The 19,401-nt window shown below is 55.7% G+C and carries 17 protein-coding genes and 2 pseudogenes; 14 read left to right on the top strand and 5 right to left on the bottom strand.

All coding sequences use genetic code 11. The annotated features are described in order from the left end of the window. Nucleotides 1-97 precede the first annotated feature (97 nt). Entirely contained in the window at nucleotides 98-937 is an 840-nt protein-coding gene (locus tag K6117_RS13365) for a hypothetical protein (protein WP_221796192.1), read from the bottom strand. Nucleotides 938-1,472: 535 nt separating this feature from the next. On the opposite strand from K6117_RS13365, the gene K6117_RS13360 reads away from it, so the two are divergent. The 6 genes and pseudogenes from K6117_RS13360 to K6117_RS14510 form a co-directional block, all read left to right on the top strand. Beyond that, complete coding sequence (locus K6117_RS13360) at nucleotides 1,473-2,012, top strand: restriction endonuclease (RefSeq protein WP_246605105.1); 540 nt, start codon at nucleotides 1,473-1,475, stop codon at nucleotides 2,010-2,012. Between the two features lie 184 nt (nucleotides 2,013-2,196). Continuing rightward, nucleotides 2,197-3,441: a Y-family DNA polymerase gene (locus tag K6117_RS13355; protein WP_221796189.1), complete on the top strand. Its 1,245-nt coding sequence runs from the start codon at nucleotides 2,197-2,199 to the stop codon at nucleotides 3,439-3,441. Next, the gene (locus K6117_RS13350) at nucleotides 3,438-3,689 is read left to right on the top strand and encodes a hypothetical protein (protein ID WP_221796186.1); all 252 of its coding nucleotides are present in this window, start codon (nucleotides 3,438-3,440) and stop codon (nucleotides 3,687-3,689) included. Before K6117_RS13355 ends, K6117_RS13350 begins: the two co-directional genes overlap by 4 nt. A gap of 319 nt (nucleotides 3,690-4,008) precedes the next feature. Continuing rightward, nucleotides 4,009-4,263, top strand: coding sequence for a DUF3489 domain-containing protein (locus tag K6117_RS13345; protein WP_221796184.1), 255 nt, complete (start codon nucleotides 4,009-4,011; stop codon nucleotides 4,261-4,263). Beyond that, nucleotides 4,260-4,745: a DUF2924 domain-containing protein gene (locus K6117_RS13340; protein ID WP_221796181.1), complete on the top strand. Its 486-nt coding sequence runs from the start codon at nucleotides 4,260-4,262 to the stop codon at nucleotides 4,743-4,745. The genes K6117_RS13345 and K6117_RS13340 overlap by 4 nt, the downstream gene beginning before the upstream one ends. After that, nucleotides 4,732-5,601, top strand: a pseudogene (locus K6117_RS14510) (recombinase family protein); the annotation flags it as partial. The gene K6117_RS13340 and the pseudogene K6117_RS14510, both read left to right, overlap by 14 nt. A gap of 275 nt (nucleotides 5,602-5,876) precedes the next feature. Here the strand turns inward: K6117_RS14510 and K6117_RS13335 are convergent. Genes K6117_RS13335 through K6117_RS13325 form a run of 3 tightly spaced genes read right to left on the bottom strand, consistent with a single transcriptional unit; the run spans nucleotide 5,877 to nucleotide 10,406 of the window. Further along, nucleotides 5,877-6,896, bottom strand: a complete 1,020-nt coding sequence (locus K6117_RS13335) for an NADP-dependent oxidoreductase (RefSeq protein WP_221796177.1) — start codon at nucleotides 6,894-6,896, stop codon at nucleotides 5,877-5,879. A 28-nt stretch (nucleotides 6,897-6,924) separates the two neighbouring features. Next, nucleotides 6,925-7,704: a tyrosine-protein phosphatase gene (locus tag K6117_RS13330; protein ID WP_221796173.1), complete on the bottom strand. Its 780-nt coding sequence runs from the start codon at nucleotides 7,702-7,704 to the stop codon at nucleotides 6,925-6,927. Beyond that, entirely contained in the window at nucleotides 7,704-10,406 is a 2,703-nt protein-coding gene (locus tag K6117_RS13325) for a PEP/pyruvate-binding domain-containing protein (RefSeq protein ID WP_221796169.1), read from the bottom strand. The genes K6117_RS13330 and K6117_RS13325 overlap by 1 nt, the downstream gene beginning before the upstream one ends. A gap of 322 nt (nucleotides 10,407-10,728) precedes the next feature. Between K6117_RS13325 and K6117_RS13320 the strand changes: the two genes are divergently transcribed. From K6117_RS13320 to K6117_RS13305, 4 genes are all read left to right on the top strand, one after another. After that, nucleotides 10,729-13,029 (top strand): TonB-dependent receptor, encoded by a 2,301-nt coding sequence (locus K6117_RS13320; protein WP_221796166.1) that lies wholly within the window; start codon nucleotides 10,729-10,731, stop codon nucleotides 13,027-13,029. 166 nt (nucleotides 13,030-13,195) lie between these two features. Next, on the top strand, nucleotides 13,196-13,792 hold the full coding sequence (locus K6117_RS13315) for a TetR/AcrR family transcriptional regulator (RefSeq protein WP_221796163.1): 597 nt from the start codon (nucleotides 13,196-13,198) through the stop codon (nucleotides 13,790-13,792). Nucleotides 13,793-14,461: 669 nt separating this feature from the next. Continuing rightward, nucleotides 14,462-14,821, top strand: a complete 360-nt coding sequence (locus K6117_RS13310; RefSeq protein WP_221796160.1) for a hypothetical protein — start codon at nucleotides 14,462-14,464, stop codon at nucleotides 14,819-14,821. 27 nt (nucleotides 14,822-14,848) lie between these two features. Then, the gene (locus K6117_RS13305) at nucleotides 14,849-15,220 is read left to right on the top strand and encodes a hypothetical protein (protein ID WP_221796157.1); all 372 of its coding nucleotides are present in this window, start codon (nucleotides 14,849-14,851) and stop codon (nucleotides 15,218-15,220) included. 132 nt (nucleotides 15,221-15,352) lie between these two features. On the opposite strand, the pseudogene K6117_RS14695 reads toward K6117_RS13305, so the two are convergent. Continuing rightward, nucleotides 15,353-15,634: pseudogene (locus tag K6117_RS14695) on the bottom strand (IS6 family transposase); the annotation flags it as partial. A 478-nt stretch (nucleotides 15,635-16,112) separates the two neighbouring features. On the opposite strand from K6117_RS14695, the gene K6117_RS13300 reads away from it, so the two are divergent. The 4 genes from K6117_RS13300 to K6117_RS13285 all read left to right on the top strand — a co-directional run. After that, nucleotides 16,113-16,526, top strand: a complete 414-nt coding sequence (locus K6117_RS13300) for a nuclear transport factor 2 family protein (protein ID WP_221796154.1) — start codon at nucleotides 16,113-16,115, stop codon at nucleotides 16,524-16,526. A gap of 15 nt (nucleotides 16,527-16,541) precedes the next feature. Continuing rightward, entirely contained in the window at nucleotides 16,542-16,958 is a 417-nt protein-coding gene (locus tag K6117_RS13295; protein ID WP_221796152.1) for a limonene-1,2-epoxide hydrolase family protein, read from the top strand. Between the two features lie 42 nt (nucleotides 16,959-17,000). Then, nucleotides 17,001-18,845 (top strand): flavin-containing monooxygenase, encoded by a 1,845-nt coding sequence (locus K6117_RS13290; protein ID WP_221796149.1) that lies wholly within the window; start codon nucleotides 17,001-17,003, stop codon nucleotides 18,843-18,845. 36 nt (nucleotides 18,846-18,881) lie between these two features. Beyond that, nucleotides 18,882-19,401 (top strand): AMP-binding protein (locus tag K6117_RS13285; RefSeq protein WP_221796146.1); only part of this gene is annotated, 520 nt, incomplete at its 3' end.

Raw genomic sequence — 19,401 nt, 5'->3', positions numbered from 1 at the left:
TCTGCTCCGCCTATCTTGTCTCCCCAATGATTGGTCCGAGCAGCGACGCGCCCTTGGGTTCGGCCAGAGGGCGGCCAATTGCTTTGAAACGGCTCTTTTATTCTACCGAAAAATCGAATATTCGGGCGGTCAGAGCACCTCCCGATCCTGATCCAGCAATTGCGTAGATGAACCCATATTCGCCGGACTCAAGCGGAGTAGTCATCTTGGCTTTGTAGACACCGGGGCGGACCATTTTATAGTCGAATTGTATCCTGTCCTTATCCATCACCCCCGTTTTTGCACCAGCGATGTTGACGCTGCCAACGCGAGCCTCTCTGCGGCCATCCTTCTTGTTCAGTTTAATTAATGTGAATTCACCTGGCGATGAAACTGTTGCGGCCGTCCCAGCCAGCCATGCACCATTGGATTGCCCATTGGTCGCATTCGATTCATCAAAGAAGAAGTAAAAGAATGGCTGACCCTTGGCTCGAACTCTAGCTGTTTCATTCTGAATGGCGGCTTTGACGCTCATTGATGCGAGGCCGCCCGTTAGCGCATAACCAAAGATACCCCCAGTCTTGGCTTGGTTGGTTACAGTTGCATCAATTTTGATCATTTTTTGTTCTTGCCCGCTGTAGTCTAACAAATATACGCCGGACGGATGAGGCACCATTGGATCGGGAGAATCGACGGACATGGTTGACTGTGTTGACATCCCTCCTCCGTTGAGCATGGCTGCAATAACAGGTCCGGTCACACCTTTTTTCTTCAAGTATATCATCTGATCTGTAGTGAGATCAAACTTCGACTCAGAGGACTTAATCTTTGCAATAATAGCCTCATCACCTAGTCCCATAGAGGACAGTGCTACGATTGAATCCGGGCTGAGGGGCTCAGCGAAAGCAGGCAGTGAAAAACACAATGCTGCAACGATTATTGCATACTTAAAGCTCATATTTAATGCCCTCTCATATTTTGTAATCTAGGCACTTATCGGATGATGATTGTCACTGCAATGGGCGGGGAGTTGAAGCCCCAGAATGGATTGGAGGGCTTGGTCGATTTTCTAGATTGCCAACATCCCGACGTTCATACCATTTACTTTGACAATGCCCCAGAATGTGGCGTGAGATCGACAGGGATTTGAACCCTCGATACAGTTTTACAGACGGGATGACCACGTTGTGTGCGTCGAGAATCTCTCTTCTAGGCAGCGCGCCTGTCAGACGTCGCATATGCGTTCTCAAGACTGTCGGTCCGCATTTCACCAATCAGCTCGACTTCCTAATGTTTTCGAGCATTGGTGTGTTTGATCGGTCGTCGAGATGACGGTGCGGGGTGCTAGCCTTGATGGTGCGTCCATCAGGGCATTTGGTGGTGGGAGCGGGCGCGGTGTTTGCTCCATCTGGAGACACCCCCATGATCAATGCACATTCCCAGCAGAATGTCCCCTCGCAACCCCATAGCATTCGCGCTGCGTTGAGTGGCTTATGGGCGAAGCAAATGGGGCGCCGTCGCAAGACCTTGGCGCGGCCAAACGACAAGAACTCGGGGCATTGCTCATCCAGATTTCTGGGTTGGCCCCACAAATTCGCGGGCTGCGCTTTGAGGGCTTCATCAAAGATCTGTTTGCTGGCTTCGGGCTCGCATCGCGAGAATCGTTTCGCGTCGTTGGCGAGCAGATCGATGGTAGCTTCAAACTGCAAGGTCATACCTATCTTGTCGAAGCAAAGTGGCATGGCCCCAAAATCGGCTTTGCTGATCTGATGACCTTTTCAGGAAAAGTCTCTGGCAAGGCAGCTTGGTCACGTGGGTTGTTTGTCAGCTATTCCGGTTTCACGGATGAAGGGCTTGAGGCCTTTGCTCGGGGACGGCAGACCAACCTCATTTGCATGGATGCTCTCGACCTCCATCAGGTTCTATCGGGCTCGGTGTCCTTGATCGATGTGCTAGAGGAAAAGGCCCGTCGAGCCGCTGAGACGAATCGAGCGTTTGTGCCTGTCCGCGATCTCAATCTGCGGGGCAGTTGAGAATTTGGGGTGTACCCGCTCGAGGCTTACAATGCTTCGCTAACGAGACCTGGCTCATTTCGTCGCGTAAGCAGAATCCGGTCTCGCGTAGGCGTCAACAGCCGCCACCTATATTCCGTCGGTGCCTTGCGCAAATGTTCTTATTATGTTCTTTTTGTCGGATCATTCCCGATTCGGCAGACCCATGCGCAAGCCTGCGACCATTGAACATCTGTATCTCGACTTCGACGGCTTCTTTGCCAGCGTCGAGCAGCAGCGTGACCCTCGTTTAAGGGGGCGTCCGGTTGGCGTCGTGCCTTATGAGGGCGGGCGAACCTGCATTATCGCGTGCAGCAAGGAGGCCAAAGCCTATGGCGTAAAAAACGTCATGATGGTTGATGAGGCGCGGCGCATTTGTCGGGACCTTGTGTTGGTGCCGCAAAAGCCTGATCTCTATCGCAGGGCACATAATGCGCTGCTGGCGGAGATTGCCTCTGTCATTCCGATTGATACCGTCAAGTCGATTGATGAATTGGCCTGCACGCTGGATGAAAGCCAACGTAGCGATCCATCTGGATTGGCGATGCGGATCAAGCGCACAATTCGGTATAATATCGGCGCGACGATTACCTGTTCCATCGGCTTTGCCGCCAATCGTCACCTCGCCAAGATTGCGGGCGGCACGCAAAAGCCGGATGGCCTGACCATCTGGCATCCGCACCTGATGCCCGGGCCTCTCCTTAAAGTGCCTTTGGAGGATATTCCCGGTGTCGGCAGGCGCATGGCCAAGCGGCTGGCAGGCCATCGCGTCAGCACAACCGGCCATCTGCTTGAGTTGGCCCCCAAGCAGATGCGGGCGATCTGGCGCAATGTGACGGGTGAACGCCTTTGGTATGCGCTTCATGGCTATGCGATAGAATCCCCTGCATCGGGTCGGGCGATGTTCGGCCATGCCCGCGTATTGCCGCCTGATGCCCGCAGTCTGGATGCAGCTTATCAGGTCGCCCGTCTCTTACTTACCAAGGCGGCGCGGCGGATGCGTCGGGCGGACTATTATTGCAGCGGCCTGATGCTCTGGCTCCGGTTTTATGATGATGACTGGTCTACTATGCAAAGATTGCCGCAGGTGAATGACGATCAGGCGGTACTCGCGGCCCTGGCAACCATGTGGGAACAGATGCGCGCAGCGGTTGGGCCTAAAGTGCGCGTTATGCGCGTTGGCGTCACGTTATGCGACCTGACGCCCGCAACGGCGCGTCAACTCGACATGCTACTGAATGACGATCATGACCGCCAGAAATGGGAAGCCGTGGGCGCGGCAATTGACGGTCTGAACGCTCGTTTCGGGCGTACTGTTGCCAGCCTAGGACCGTGGCTACCACCCGCAGGCGGCAATGTGGGTGGTAAGATCAGCTTTACGCGGATTCCGGCTGCCGAGGACTTTCAATGAACTGGAAGGCTAATTTGCAGGTGCTGGACCTTGAACCGGGTGACAGGCTGGAACTCACCTGTCGGAAATGCGGCCATGTCCGCTATCTGACCGGCGAGGCGTTGCTGGCGCGCGCAGGCGCTGTGCAGCTTTGGCTGTATCAGGTGGAGCAGCGCGCCAAATGCAATCAACGGGGTTGCGGTGGTTCGATGCGGATGGCGATGCCGAGGGCAGGGGAAACAAGCGGATTTGTGGGCGGTATCGCATAGACTTTGGTAATATAGCCCTAATCGACATCATTACACCATCGGCAAGGAGCGTCCCTTCACGGTGGCGTGGATTGAAACGGTATTTTCGATCCAGCGAATATCGCGGTCGATCGTCGCCCCTGTCAGACGTTGCATATGTGCGCTCTAGATTATCAATAAGCATTTTACCAAAGCACTCGACTTCTTCATGTTTCGGAGCATTGGTGTGTCTGAGCGGTCGCCGAGTTGACGGTGCCGGGTGTTGGCCTTGATGGTGTGACCATCAGGGCATTGGGTGGTGGGAGCGGGTGCGGTGCCGGCTCCATCTGGAGACACCCCCATGATCAATGCACATTCCCAGCAGAACGCCCCCTCGCAACGCTGGTGTCCTCGTCCCGACAGCAAGATGGCGCAGGTGCTACATTTGCTTGGCCAGAAGGACGGCGTGGCTCTCGCTGATTTGGGCGAACTCACCGGCTGGCAACCGCATAGTATCCGCGCGGCGTTGAGTGGCTTGCGTAAACGTGGCTATGCGGTCGAACACGCCATCAGGGATGGTGTGGCCTGCTATTACCTCATTGGTGCAGCACAATGACGCGCGAGGTGTCAGACAGGGTGGCGAACCTGTCGATCCTCTCACCCGCTGCTGTCAAAACCGAGTGGCAGCAGATATTCGGCGAGGCCGCCCCTCAAGTGCCGATCTCGTTGTTGCGGTTATCATTGGCCCATCACCTTCAGCAGGAGAGATTAGGCAGCCTGCCACCGTCAGCACTGCGGATGCTGGATGCGCTAATGAGTGATGGCGAGGTCGACGTGTGTGAGCCTGAGATCAGGCTCAAACCGGGGACTCGATTACTGCGGGAGTGGAATGGGCACGTCCATGCAGTGATGGTGACCGATGAGGGGTTTACTTATGCGGACCGGCATTATGGTTCGCTCTCCCATATCGCCCGCGACATCACCAAGGCCCATTGGTCTGGCCCACGGTTCTTCGGACTCCGACGACCCTCACGACCACCAGTGCGCAAGCCGCAGATGAAGGGCCGGGTGCAGGAGCAATGTCATGGCGCGGCGTAGCTCGGCGGTGCGGTCCAATGCGCCATCAGGACCGTCGGCGGGCGTCAAACAAATCCGGTGCGCCATCTATACTCGTAAATCGACCGAGGAGGGACTGGAGCAGGAGTTCAATAGCCTTGATGCCCAACGTGAAGCCTGTGCCGCCTATATCGTCAGCCAGCGCCATGAGGGCTGGGTGCAGATGCCGGACTGTTATGATGATGGCGGTTATTCGGGCGGGAATATGGAGCGTCCCGCTCTCAAGCAACTGCTGGCGGAGATTGAAGCCGGGCGCGTTGATGTCATCGTCGTCTATAAGGTTGATCGCCTGACAAGGGCCTTGTCAGACTTCGCCCGGATCGTTGACATCCTTGATCGTAACAAGGCGAGCTTCGTCTCAATCACCCAGGCATTCAACACGACCACCAGCATGGGGCGTCTGACCCTCAATGTCTTGTTGTCCTTTGCCCAGTTCGAGCGCGAGGTCGCCGGGGAACGCATTCGGGATAAGGTGGCAGCCTCCAAGAAGAAGGGGATGTGGATGGGGGGACCGGTACCATTGGGATATATGGTCAAAGATCGAAAGCTGATCATCATCCCTGAGGAAGCGGAAACCGTCAGACTGATCTTCCAACGCCATCAGGCCTGTGGCTCGCTCAAAGCCCTGGCCGATGATCTGGCAGCCCGAGGGATCGCATCCCGGCTACGGACGATGAAGGATGGCCGGACCATCGGCGGCCAGCCGTTCAAATCCGGCGCGCTCTATTGGATCATTCGCAATGTGATCTACGCCGGGCTGATCCCGCATAAGGAGGCGCTTTATCAAGGTGAGCATCAGGGCATCATCTCCAGAGAACATTGGGATGCATCGCAAGCGTTGCTCAACAACAATGCCCTTCGTCCCCACACAGGTCAGCCCTCTATCCTGCGCTATATGCTCGTCGATGGGTTGGGACGCCCCATGACCGTGGCACATGGCCGCAAGGGCACGAGGCGCTATCGTTATTATGTATCTAAGCCAGTGGAAGGCATATCGGAACCGACCTGGCGTCTCCCCGCCGGCGATCTTGAATCACTGGTCCGTATCGCGATGACGGAACTGCTGACCAATCCGCTGCGGCTACAAACAGAACTGGGACAGCTCGATCGCGATCACCAACTCGTCGATACGGGCAATACATTAGCAGAGCAGCTGAAGGCTCCCATGACGAAGACGCCCGGAGCGGATTCAATCCCGTCCTCGACATGCTCGCGCCAGACGAGCCGACCTTCCTTGATCCACTGCTCCATCTCGCGCAGGGCCTGCGGAAACAGGTCGGCATAGACGAAGCTGAGAAAACCCTCGACGCGCAAGGTCTTGCCGACAATGCTGAACAGATTTTGCATTGGTGCGGGCGGGCCATCGAGATTGTATTCCGAAATTAGGCCACAGATTGCCATGCGGCCTTTCCAATTCATATTTGCGAGCGCAGCGTCGAGCTGGATGCCACCGACATTGTCGAAAAAAACGTCGACACCATTCGGGCAATGCAGACGAATTTCCGCCTCAAGCTGTTCACGAGTCTTTCCCCGATAGTCGATGGCGGCATCAAAGCCGAACTCCTCTACCAAACGCTTGGTCTTGACCGGGCCACCAGCAATGCCGACGACGCGGCAGCCCTTGATCTTCGCGATCTGCCCGACGGCCGAACCGACGGCGCCCGCCGCACCTGAAACCAGCACGGTCTCACCTACCTTGGGTTGCCCCACCTCGATCAGGCCGAAATAGGCCGTGAGGCCGGTCGCGCCAAGAATGCCGAGGCTCGCGCTCAACGGCAACTCGGATGCTGGATCGATTTTCCAGCACATCGGGCCGGGCGCAAAGGCCGAAATCTCTTGCAACTGACCAGTGCCAACAACGAGATCGCCCGACTGAAAACCGGGATGGCGGGACTCGATGACTTCGCCGACCACATTCGCTGTCAGCGGCGCGCCAAGCGGGGTCGGAACCCAATAGGTGTTGGTTTCGGCGAGCGTCTTGCGAATGCCCGGATCGAGTGATGCATATTGATTACGGACGAGTATCTGTCCGTCTTCGACCGTTGGCACGTCGAGATCGGCAACTGCAAATATATCCTCCGACACCATCCCTGCTGGTCGCGACACCAGCACTACAGTCTTGTTCCCTGCCATTTTCACGTCCTTCGCCTGATATGTCGGATCATTCAAATATGTCTGATTTTACGCGCTGCATTACATCGTCAGTCACGCCATGGCGCGCGAGATAGCGCCCAACATCGCCATAGTCGCGTCGCAGCGCCTCCATTGCGGCGGCCATATACTCTGGCGCGACGCGCAGCGATTGCATCGCCGCTGCCGAGGGCGCGCGTTCATCTTCTCCACCCAGCGTCTTCGCGATAAAGCGCGCTACCCGGTCGGTATCGAGATGGGGGTAGCTCAGCATATAATCCGCCATGACCTGATCTTCCGCCACGCCGAGGGCAGACAGCAGCAGCGCGATGACGAAGCCGGTCCGGTCCTGCCCCGCCGTACAAGCGACAATGGCGGCCGCATCGCCCTTGTCTGTGAGTGCCGAGAAGAAACGCCCCACCGAAGGCGCGAAGTCGGACGGCATGCTCGCATAATTGCGAAGAAGAAGCGCGCGCGTCCAACTGCCATCCGCATCGTCGAGCAGTTGCTGCATGATCGCCGTGCCACCCGCCCGCACATCGGGCAGCACTTCCAAAGGACAGATTTCGGGGGCGGGATCCGGCCAAGGGATGATATGGGTAGCGCGTTCACCCGGACTGCGCAGGTCGACGAACAGTCGCACACCGAGTCGGGAAAAATCTCGCCACTCATCGTTGGACAGCTCCGCCAGCGAACCGGAGCGGTACACCCGCCCCGGTCGCAACCGTTGACCAGCCTCGCCAACCAGACCGCCAATGTCGCGAAAATTGGGGGTGCTGGTGAAGATCGACTTCGGACTATCTCCGGCCATTAGTCCAGCACTACCAATTCGCCGGATTCCCCGGTAATGCGCACACGCGCGCCATCGGGGATGATCTGCATGGCATTACGCAACTGTACCGCTGGGATGCCGTGTTCGCGCGAGAGGCAGGCGCCATGGGCCAACATGCCGCCGGTTTCGATCACCAGTCCGCTGATCAGCGTGAACGCCGACGACCAGCCCGGATCGGTCGCGTTACAGATCAGAATATCGCCCTTCTCGATCTTGCCGATCTCGCGCAGGTTTGGGACGATACGGGCGCGTCCCTCTGCGGTGCCGCCGCTCATGCCCAGGCCAAGCACCGGGCCAGACGCGTCACCCGGATCGGTGTCGAGATTGACCGGTTTACGCCCCTTGAGATAAACGGGGAGTACAGCCTGTCGCTGGTCGATCTGGTCGAATGCTTTGCGCCGCCCCTTGATCTTTGCCCGCGCCAGTTGGGCCGACCCATGACCTTCCATCACATCGTACAGTTCGATGTCGGACAAGAAGAAACAATCGTCGATCTGGTCCATCCGTTTGCGCTCAACTGCGCGGCGACCGGCTTCGCGGAACGCCTTGCGTTTGGAAAAGGTGACGCGGTCGGCGAAATGCCGCCAGTCGTCGCGTAGTCGGAGGAAGCGCAGCGCCTCGTTCTGGAGAATCTTGAACGCTGTAGTCAGGACTGACCCGAATGGCGCTTCGCTGAGATAGCCTAGCATCTCCGCGGTCGCCTGCTCGCGCTTGGCGATCACGCGTGCCTCGATCTCTGCGGGGCTGGTCTGTTTGTCATTGGCGATGATCTGGCGCAGCGCCTCATAGTCGAGCGTTGGGTCCTCGGCACGGCGGATATAATAGGCGTCGCGATCGGCATGGCCGCGATGGCCATGTCTGGTGACAAAAATTCGATATTGTTCGAGAAAGTCTTGGCCTTCCTTGTCCCGTTCCGCCGTCTCGAAAAAGGCCATACCCTCATTTTCGACAAACATCGCCCTGAGCCGGGGTGAATTGCGGATGTGATCGGCCAGCGCATGGAATTCATGAAGCTCGATTGATTGCAATGTTTGTTCCGGAATGCCGCTGATCAGATCCTGAAATACGAGCTTGTTCTCTCCCTTGTAATATTTGCCGACCAGCATGCTGAGCAACGAGAAGATATGCGGCATCGGCAGCACGAAGCCAACCCAGATCACGTTGGAGAACTCGCCCTGTATTTGCTCCAGTTGCTTGGCATAGCGTTTCAGCTCACCATCGGAGAGGCGGCGCAACTCAGGGTCGGACAGGCCTTGCGCCTCGTCCACCCGGTTATCGATCCAGTCGCGGCAAGTGTCCTGCCAGTTGAAGAATGACACGCGCGGGGAACTGTTCACATGGAGCAGCATCCGCAAATATTTGCCCATGTCGAGTGGGCGATTCATTGTCTCCTTGACCCAGCTATCAGGCAACAAATCGGCCACCGAACCACGCGCATAGCGGGGCAGTGCCAACTGCATGAACTGCTGGTGATAGTCGACATTGTAGTAAATCGTACCGCGGTGATATTTCATAAAGCGGCTCTTCTCGAGCTCGTTCAATCCAGCGGACTCGAGAACATATTGCAGCCCTTTGCGATAGTGCCGACCGCGTACAGCATAAAACAACGGCGTGATCCCGCCAGTCCAATACATCTCGGCCCATTTGTTGGTCCAGATGATGTCGCCGTCCTCTTCAGCGCTCTCGTCCTGCGCTGCTTCCTCAAGGCATTCCTCCCAGAGAAAGTCGACGCCAGTGACTGGTCGCGCCTGAAGAACGTAAAAACGCCCATTGGCCATCGCCCATTCGATATCTTGCGGCAGGCCGTCATAAAGCTGCATGATCCGTCGACCCAGATCGCCCAGTTCCATGAGTTGGTCGTCATCCAGCGCGAAGCAGGCGCGCTCCTCTTCAGTAGTCTCGATCTCGACAGTGCCGGTCGCGGGAGGCTCTGCCCGGTCGATGCGCTTTTCCTTGCCGCCAAGGACGCGCTGCTTGATCCGCAAACTATTCATGTCGAGGGTGATCTGGTCGGGCGTGATAATGCCGGATACGATCGCTTCGCCCAGACCAAAGCTGCAATTGATGACAATCTCATCAGTCCGCGCATCTAGTGGGTTCGCGGTGAACAGCACTCCGCTTGCGTCCGCCGCAACCATGGTCTGAACAACGACGGCAATGCTGATTGCAGTCTGGTCAAAGCCTAGACTGTGACGATAGGCAATCGCGCGCGAACTCCACATCGATGCCCAGCAGCGGCGGACAGCATCCAGTACCGCATTGTCGCCTCGGATGTCGAGATAGGTATCATGGAGGCCCGCAAAGGATGCGCCTTCCATATCCTCGGCAGTGCCGGAGGAGCGCACCGCGACAAAGCCGCCTGCGCATTCGGCCTTGTAAAGAGCGACGATTTCAGCATCGATATCCTCAGGCATCGGTGCGCCCACGATCAGGTCGCGGATAAGGTCGCTCTGCCGATCCAGCAGATCCAGATCAGCGAAATCCACCTTTGCCAGCAGGGCCGCAATCGCATTGCCCAGATTATTGCGCGCGATGAATCCGTCATAGGCCGCAGTGGTGATCGTGAAGCCATTAGGCACCGCGAGACCCGCCGCCGTCAGGGTGCCGAGATTGGCGCCCTTGCCGCCGACCAAATCCTTACGTTGGGCGGACTCGTCCTGGAAACGCAGCGTATAGGCCATTCAAGCTCTCCTCTGGCTCGCTCATAGGCGAGAGTTATTCAGCGCACAGACATACCAGACAGAACGGGATCCGATGCTCCCACCCTGAATATTCCTGCACTTGATATGCAACGTATGTTGTATTTATTACTACAATAACTATTTTTTATCATAGGTATCATAAAATAAAATACAACATACGTTGCATAATATTAGCTCGCGCCACGCTACCCGTTGCTATCCAATCAATCGGCTCGAGTTGTTGCGGCCCAGCGTAGTCAGAACAAGCCAGCGCCCTTGAAGCCAAGACTGGCAGATTCACCAAAAACATAGGGAGAGAAATATGAAACGGCATTCCTCAATCAGAAGATTTAAAGCCAGCCTTTATGCCAGCATTGCTATGATGAGCGGCTGGGCTACTGCCCACGCGCAAGAGGCGGGTGCAAGCAACGCAGACGGCAATGAAATCATCGTCACGGCGCGTAGGCGCGTTGAGTCCATTCAGGATACGCCGATTTCCGTTACCGCCATTGCCCCATCGCAGTTAGAGGGCGCAGCAGCGCTTACGATTGGCGACCTTCAAGGCGCAGCCCCGAACGTCCTGATCACGATCGCCCCAACCGGTGCAGCCGCAGCAAACGCCTCCATCAGAGGTATCGCCTTTGCCGATATCGAGAAATCCTTTGACCCGGCGGTCGGCGTTAACGTGGATGGTGTTTATATCGGCACTTCCACCGGGCAGATGCTCGACTTTTTCGACATTGCCTCAATTGAAATCTTGCGCGGCCCTCAAGGAACGCTCTTTGGGCGCAATACAATTGCCGGCGTCATCAATGTCCGCCGCACCCGCCCGACTGGCGAGTGGGGTGGCAAGTTCGAGGCCTCAATGGGGCGCTACGGCTCATTCGGTGCTCGGGCAATCCTGAACGTTCCCATTGTCGAGGGTGTCTTGGCAGCGAAGCTGTTTGAGATGCACCAGCAGAGCGACGGATTTTACAAAACAATCGGCACCGGACAAAAGCGCGGCGGCAGCAACAATGAGAATTTTGGCGGTTCGCTGTTATTCACCCCCAGCGATAAATTTGATGCCCTTCTCACCCTTGAACAGCAACAACAGAAATTCGACCCGATTACGTCCTCACTTACTCGCGCTGGCGACGCTTTTTGCGACTATCTGCCAACGGGTCTGTGCGGCGGCAACATTACGGATGATCTCTATAATGTATTCCCTGTAGGAGAGCATATAGGTCGGTATAAAGCGCCAGCTGCAACGCTCGAAATGAATCTGCAGGCTGGCGGCGTCAAGATTTCATCCGTCACATCTTATCGCGAAAGCAAAGAGACTCAACAACAGGACTTTTCCACTGCAGGCCTATATTTGGCGCGTCGTGATCAGAAATATCATCAGATTAGTCAGGAGTTGCGCGCAGCCGGTGACATTGGCAGCAAAATAGACTATGTGTCCGGGTTATATTACTTCAAAAGCAAGTATCACATACTTCAACATACATTAGTATTTGGCGCTCCCGTGCCTTATCAAGATACCGTTGGAAAATCTGAATCCTATGCGGCATTCCTGGATCTGAACTGGGAAATACTCCCTCGCGTGCGTGTCTCAGGCGGCGGGCGCTGGACCCATGATGAAAAATCCATGTTCACCAAACTGGGCGGCACATCCCTCACACTCAGCCCGACCACCAAGAGTTGGAGCAAGTTTACCCCGAAGGCGGGCATCGACTATCGCCCTAATGACGATATGATGTTCTACGGCTCTTGGTCTCGCGGATATCGCTCTGGCGGCTTCAACGGACGCGGATTGTCAGCATTTTCGGCTTCCCAGCCCTATGATCCGGAAACCGTCGACTCATTCGAAGTCGGCCTGAAAAGCGAATGGCTGGATCGCAAGCTGTCGATCAATGTTGCCGCATTCCATACGAACTACAAGAGCATCCAGCAATCCACGACTGTTGCTCTGCCGGCACCTAGCACCGGTAACGAGACCGTCGTGACCAATGCTGCTTCGGCCAAGATCAAGGGTCTCGAAATGGATCTGACATTGCGGCCAGTGGAGGGCCTGACACTCAGAAGCTCTGTTGGATACACCAAGTCCAAGTTCGGCGGCTTCATTGTTACTCAACCGGTAACGACCGGGGTAACGCTCGGCGGCGCTCCCATTACTGAAAACCGCAATTTTGATTTTTCAGGCGTCGACTTGATTTACGCGCCCAAGATCACTTTCTCGGTCAATGGCGAATATACGCACCCTGTCGATGTGGGTAACTTCAGCGGCAAGATTAAGCTAAACGCCGGATATCGCTACCTCGCACGTTATGATCAGCAGATCGCGGCGGATCCAGCGCTTTACATCACCGCCGTGCAGGCCGGGTCTTCGACTGTGATTGTGCCTCGCAATGATCCGCGTCTGCGTTCAGATCCTCAGAACCTAGTGGACGCCAGCATATCGTATATTTGGGACATGAATACGGCCGGCGCCAAGGGGCGGGTCACCATCTATGGCCGCAACCTATTGGATGATCGCGGCTCAAATACCGCCTTCACTGTGGCCGCTTGGCCGACCCTTTGGGGATTCTCATCGGCACGAGAGCCCAGCACATATGGCGTACAGGTTGGATTTGAGTTTTAACATCGTCATTTAAGGTCGCCTTACATGAGTTGACTGAATGTAGGGCCTCATCCTCACCCGCTCGACTTAGCCCTGGTCGGGCGGGTTTTTTCTTCTATTGCACGCGTCTATCTATATTCATAGTTAAGTGTAGAACGGCATTCTGCCGTGGAGGGAACATGCCAGCGTGAGTGCCAAACGAAGAGACAGGGCTGAGGAGCACCGCGAGCGCATTGCTCAGATTGTTACAGATATCATTTCCGAGCTTGGGATAGATGGCGTCACCGTTCGTCGCGTTGCTGAACGCGCAGGTTACAGCACGACAGTTGTGACGCACTATTTCGCCAATAAGAAAGATCTGTTGCTTTACACTTACCAATCAGCTTCGAAACAATCCTATCAGCGGGTCTATCAAGCCCTGATGCATGACGACAGCGATCTTGTCGCCTTTGTTAAAGCCTTAGCCTATGCTGACCGACCAGAATATTGGAGGGTTTATTTAGCTTTCTTTCAGTTTGCACTCATGGATAAAAATCTTCTTCTAGAGCAGGAGCGCAGAACTGAAGATGTCAGAAAAATGGCGCTAGAAATAATGTACAAAAGAGGCGTAAAAAAATCGTCTCCAGAATCGAATATTGCTTATAATTATACCGCAGATCTTCTTATTTCCATTCAGGGATTGGGGCTTCAATCCATACTACATCCATCGGAATGGACTTACGATAAGAAGGAAGAGTTTTTAGAAATGATCGTTTCTAGATGCTATTCTTCTTTGGGCGTATGATATACTGAGATAGGATTATAGCTTCTTCTATATTCGTGCCAGAAATGCAAATGTGAACATAGACATCAATGAGTGTCGACACCCCACCTGTATCGGGTACATATCAAGTGGAGGTGGGCCGCCCACGCGGACGACTAAACAGTCGCACCTATACCGAAATCTTCTTTTCGGAGTGTCCACATTGTAGCCGTATTAGTACCATCCTACTAACGTTCTCCTTCGCGAGGCCAACGAATGGATGCCAATGACCGACATCGAGCGTGTCGCTACCATCGCGGATACCCGCATCAAGCGGCCGCTATTCGCAAGTCGTTCCTAAAACCTGCCGTTCCGGATTGCCAACAAAACGGACAATCACGTAGGTCATAACTTATCTGCCGAGTTGCGTGAGTACCTTAGCGGCCTCAATCAAGGTAGCCATGTTCTGAACTGCCGTAGCGAGTTGTTCAATATCTTGGGGTTTTGTGGCAGTCTGTGTCGCCGACAATGAGACCGCCAGCAAATGGTGGTCTTCCATGATTATGCCCACGACGGTGCATAACCGGTCAGCCATATCCATTAGCTCGTTCTCAAATGGTATTTCGTCCATGGGACGACACATGCCCGAGACTGTGCGGAAGTCCATATGCAGCTTTTTAAAGGCCTGACTTTCTTGACTGGACTTCCTGATTGCTGAGGCTGTCCACCTCGACCGGCGGTACGCTGACCGGACGGGGTGGTGACTTCACCATTATCGACGACCCGATCAAGGCCAAAGACGCGCATAGTGAGGTCGCGCGACAAGGCGCAATCGACTGGTTCACCGGCACAGTGTTGAGTCGTCTCAACAATCCAAAGACGGGTAGAATCCTTCTGGTGGCCCAGCGATTGCATCTGGAGGACCTGCCCGGACAACTCGCGGCTGGCGGTGGATGGGATGAGCTCTGCCTCCCACTTATTGCACCACGACAGCAGACCATCCCAGTATCGGACGGCGGTGAGATAACGCGCTATCCAGGTAATATCCTGCATCCAGAACGGTTCGATTAAGCGGAAATCGACCGGCTCCGCCATGCGATGGGAGAGCGGGACTTCGAAGCGCAATATAATCAGCGCCCATGTGCAGGTGGCGGCACGCTCTTCCAGCTCAGCTGGCTGCGCCGCTACGAGATGCGGCCTGAGCATTATAAGGTCGAAGTGATCATCCAGAGCTGGAACACGGCCTATGAGACGGAGCGCCACAATGATTACAGCGTCTGCTCGACTTGGGCGCTCTCAGGCACAAGCTATTTCCTGCTCGATATCTATCGTGAGCGTCTAACCTTCGACGATCAGCTCAATTCCATGTTGCAGGCGCTCGCTTATATCAAAAGCTACAATGGTCCTGAAGCGTGGGTCGCCTATTTCGCCAAGCGAGCGATAGAAGAGTATGGATATTACTCGCCCTGAGTGGGCGCCATATCCACTATTTTGCTCAATTACCCTGACTTCAATCTGGAATTCCATCTGAACAGGTGGGGTTCGGTCAGCCCTATCTACTTCGAACGAGAAGCTTGGGTGGCCTGAACTAGCTTGCCTCGGGTCGCCATTGATCATTACGTAGACCTCATCGAGGCGCCATCTCCAATGTCGGAAACCTCGCATCTGGTTGACCCGCTGCCGCCGGATATCCGCAGCGAACATCGGTCCGAACCTGTTCCACCACAGCCGAACCGTTTCGTGGCAGATGTCGATTCCTCGCTTGAATAGCAGGTCCTCGACATTGCGCAGGCTCAATGGGAAACGCACATACATCATTACCGCCAGACGGATCACCTCGGGTGAAGAGTTGAAGTAGCGGAACGGGTTCGCAGGCTTGCTCATTTCCGGTGGCTAGCAGGGCAGGGGCCGAGCGGCCAATTTGCTTTGACAGTGCCTATCCGCGCGGCGGTGAGTGGTTTGCGTAAACGTGGCTATGTGGTCTAACACGCTATCAAGCAAGGCGTAGCTCACTATTACCTCATTGGCGTCGAACAATGACGCGCGACGTGTCAGACAGGGTGGGAAACCTGTCGACCCTCTCACCCGCCGATATCAAAGCCGAGTGGCGGCAGCTATTCGGCGAGGCCGCATCTCATGTGCCGGTCTCGATGTTGCGGCTATGGGTGGTGGCGACATCGTTTTGAGTAGGTTGCGCCTTCTCGATCCCGGGGGCATGGGTCTCGGGGATCGCTTCTTCGCCTGTCATCAAAGTAACAGATTTTGACACGCCCTTCCATTGGCGTCCTAGTGGTCGATCCATAGCATTATCCCATCAATGAAGCGCTCGCATGGGATTGCGAGCCAAGATGGAGGAGATGCAATGACTGAAGAAGAAAAGGTCGCGCGCAACGTTGCGAAAGTGCGCGAGTTCATTGATTGCTGGGAAGCACTCGACTTCGACCATGCGATGCGCTGCCTGTCGGACGACATCGTCTATATCAACCAGCCGCTTGAGCCTGTGGTGGGCCAGAAGGATGTCCGTCAGATAGTTGACGGCATTATGAAGTTGTCGAAGCGCGTCCACTGGGAACTGCGCAACTGCTTTGGCCGCGGCAATGTCGTGGTGTCCGAACGGCTGGATCTTTGGGATTTCGATGGCAAGGGCTGGGGTCTTGCATTGCCGTGCATCGGCATGTTCGACCTCAACGAAGAGGGCCTGATCTGTGGTTGGCGCGATTATTTCGACAACCAAATGTGGTTCGCGAATGGCGGCCCCACCCTGCACCTCGATTGATCCGGAGCAACATTCATGAACAACACTGATCCCCGTCTCGCTCGCAACGAGAAAGTCGTCCGCGCCTTCCTCAATGGCTGGAACCTCCGCAATGCAGATTTCTGCATGGAATATGCCACCGAGGATATGTGCTATCTCAACCAGCCGCTCGAAGCGATCAAGGGCAAGGCGAATGTGCACAAGATGATCGCGTCTATCCTCGCGCCTGCAAAGCGCGTCGAATTCGAGCTGGTCAACTGCTTTGCCTATGAAAACAAGGTCATCACCGAGCGCGTCGATCGCTGGGATTGGTCCGGCAGCGGCAAATGGGAAATGGAACTCAAGGTCTGCGGCATGTTCGAGGTCACCGTGAACGGCAAGATCATCGAATGGCGCGAATATTATGACAACGCCTATTGGACCAACCACGGCGGCCCGAGCCTCGTGCTCTGAGTGCTGTGAGATGCAATATATTGAATTCGAGAGGAAATAATGATGGATAAGGCCACTTCGCTGTTCGGCAAGAGCGGCAAGCTGAGCATTCCCACTGCGGCCGAGCTAGGCTTCGATCCGGAGGAAATGCGGGCAAAATATCAGTTTGAGCGCGACCGTCGTCTGCGCGCCAATAGCGAGAAACAGTATCCGGAGATCGAGACTGAATTCGCGCATTGCAATGAAGACCCCTTCACGCCGCGCATCGAGCGCGCGCCTGTGACGGAAAAGGTCGAGGTGCTGGTGCTCGGCGGCGGTTTTGGCGGCCTCTATATGGGTGCGCGACTGCGGCAGGAGGGCATCGATAGCTTTCGCATCATCGAGCGTGCAGGGGACTTTGGCGGCACATGGTATTGGAACCGCTATCCCGGCGCACAGTGTGACGTCGAATCCTATATCTACCTCCCGCTGCTGGAGGAAACCGGCTATATGCCCAAGGCGAAATATTCCTTTGGGACGGAGATTTTTGAGCACGCGCAACGCATCGGCCATCATTTTGACCTGTATAATCTCTCCTATTTCCAGACGCAGGTAAAGGACTGCACATGGAACGAGGCGACGGACCGCTGGACGGTCACGACTGATCGTGGCGACGTGTTTGACGCGCATTATGTCGTCATCTCCAGCGGCTCGCTCAATCTGCCGAAGCTGCCGGGGATTCCGGGCGTGCGCGACTTCAAGGGCCATATCTTCCACACTAGCCGTTGGGATTATGCTTATACGGGCGGCACGCCGTCGACGCCGATGGATCGTCTTGCCGATAAGCGTGTTGGCATCATCGGCACTGGCGCCACCGCCGTGCAGGTGATCCCGCATCTGGGCAGGGATTCAAAGCATCTGTACGTGTTCCAGCGGACGCCTTCGTCGGTGGACGAACGCCGTAACCGGCCGACAGATCCGGAATGGTTCAAGACGCTTGAGTCCGGTTGGCAGACGGTGCGCAACGATAATTTCACCGCGATGCTGGTCGGTGCCGATTTCGAGGAAGACCTGATCAAGGACGGCTGGACGGAATTGTTCAAGTCGCTTGGTGAGCTGCTCGATGGCTCGGGTTCGTCGAATCTGTCAGATGCAGAGCTTAACCAGCTGGCCGAGATCATCGATTTCCAACATGACAACCGCGTCCGCGACCGCGTGGTATCGATTGTGAAAGACCCGAAGACCGCTGAGAGGCTGAAGGCTTGGTATCGCCCGTGGTGCAAGCGTCCGTGCTTCCATGATGAATATCTGCCCACGTTCAACCGCCCCAATGTGACCTTGGTGGATACCGAAGGCAAAGGCGTGGATCGCATCACCGAAAAGGGTGTCGTGGTCGACGGCGTCGAATATGAATTGGACTGCCTGATCTTCGCCACCGGTTTTGAAGTGAACCGGGCCACCTATACGCATCAGGCGGAAATGGAAGTCATTGGTCGCGATGGCGTTAAGCTGGGCGATTACTGGGCCAATGGCATGCGCACCTATCAAGGGTTGTTCTCTTATGGCTTCCCCAATTGCTTCCATCTGGGCTTCACCCAGACGGGCTATGCACCGAACTTCACCTATATGGCCGACCAACAATCCTATCACATTGCGAAGGTGATCGCCGATGCCAATGCGAAGGGCATCAAGTCGATGGAGACAACGAAGGACGCTGAGGCGGATTATGTGGCGCTGGTGACAGCCCCCAATGCGATGACCGATTATCTCAAGAGCTGCACGCCGGGCTATTACAACGCCGAAGGCGGCTCGAAGAACAACTCGGGCTTCCTGCAGGGCCATTACCCGGAAGGCGCGCTGAAATTCTACAAAATGCTCGCGCAGTGGCGAGCGGATGGTAGGTTTGAGGGGCTCACGCTCCACCGCTGATGAAGTTGTAGGGCGTGAGTAAGGTCTGACAGGTCGATGGGCGCGCGCCAAGTCGGCCAGTCAGACGTGCTTTCGCCCGACAACCGCAATGCAGGGAAAGAACCGATGCGTACCGAAGGCAATATCGCGAATCTGCTCAAAAGCGCCCGCCGTCATCGTCTAGGCGATCTGCTCTACCGCAGCGCGGTTCGCACGCCGAACAAAACAGCCATTGTCTATGGCGATCTGCGACAAAGCTTCGCCGCGCTTGATGACATCGTGAACAGAATGGCGAACGCCTTGGCAGCGCGCGGCGTGGGCAAGGGCGATCATATTGCGATGCTGTCGCACAACAACCATGCGTTTGTCGTTGTACGCTTTGCGCTTGCCCGGCTCGGCGCGGTGATGGTGCCGATCAACTTCATGCTGAATGCCGCTGAGGTCGCGTATATCCTCGACAATGCGGAGGCGTGCGGCCTGATCGCAGAAGACGCGTTGGTTGCCACCGCAGATGCCGCCATCGCGGAAGCCGGGCTCACGCTCAAGCTCAAGGGTGCCATTCGCGAAACGCTGCAAA

Source organism: Alteraquisediminimonas sediminicola, from assembly GCF_019740335.1.
GTDB lineage: Bacteria > Pseudomonadota > Alphaproteobacteria > Sphingomonadales > Sphingomonadaceae > Alteraquisediminimonas > Alteraquisediminimonas sediminicola.
Note: the sequence above shows the minus strand (reverse complement) of the source record. Positions and strands in the feature narration are given on the sequence as shown.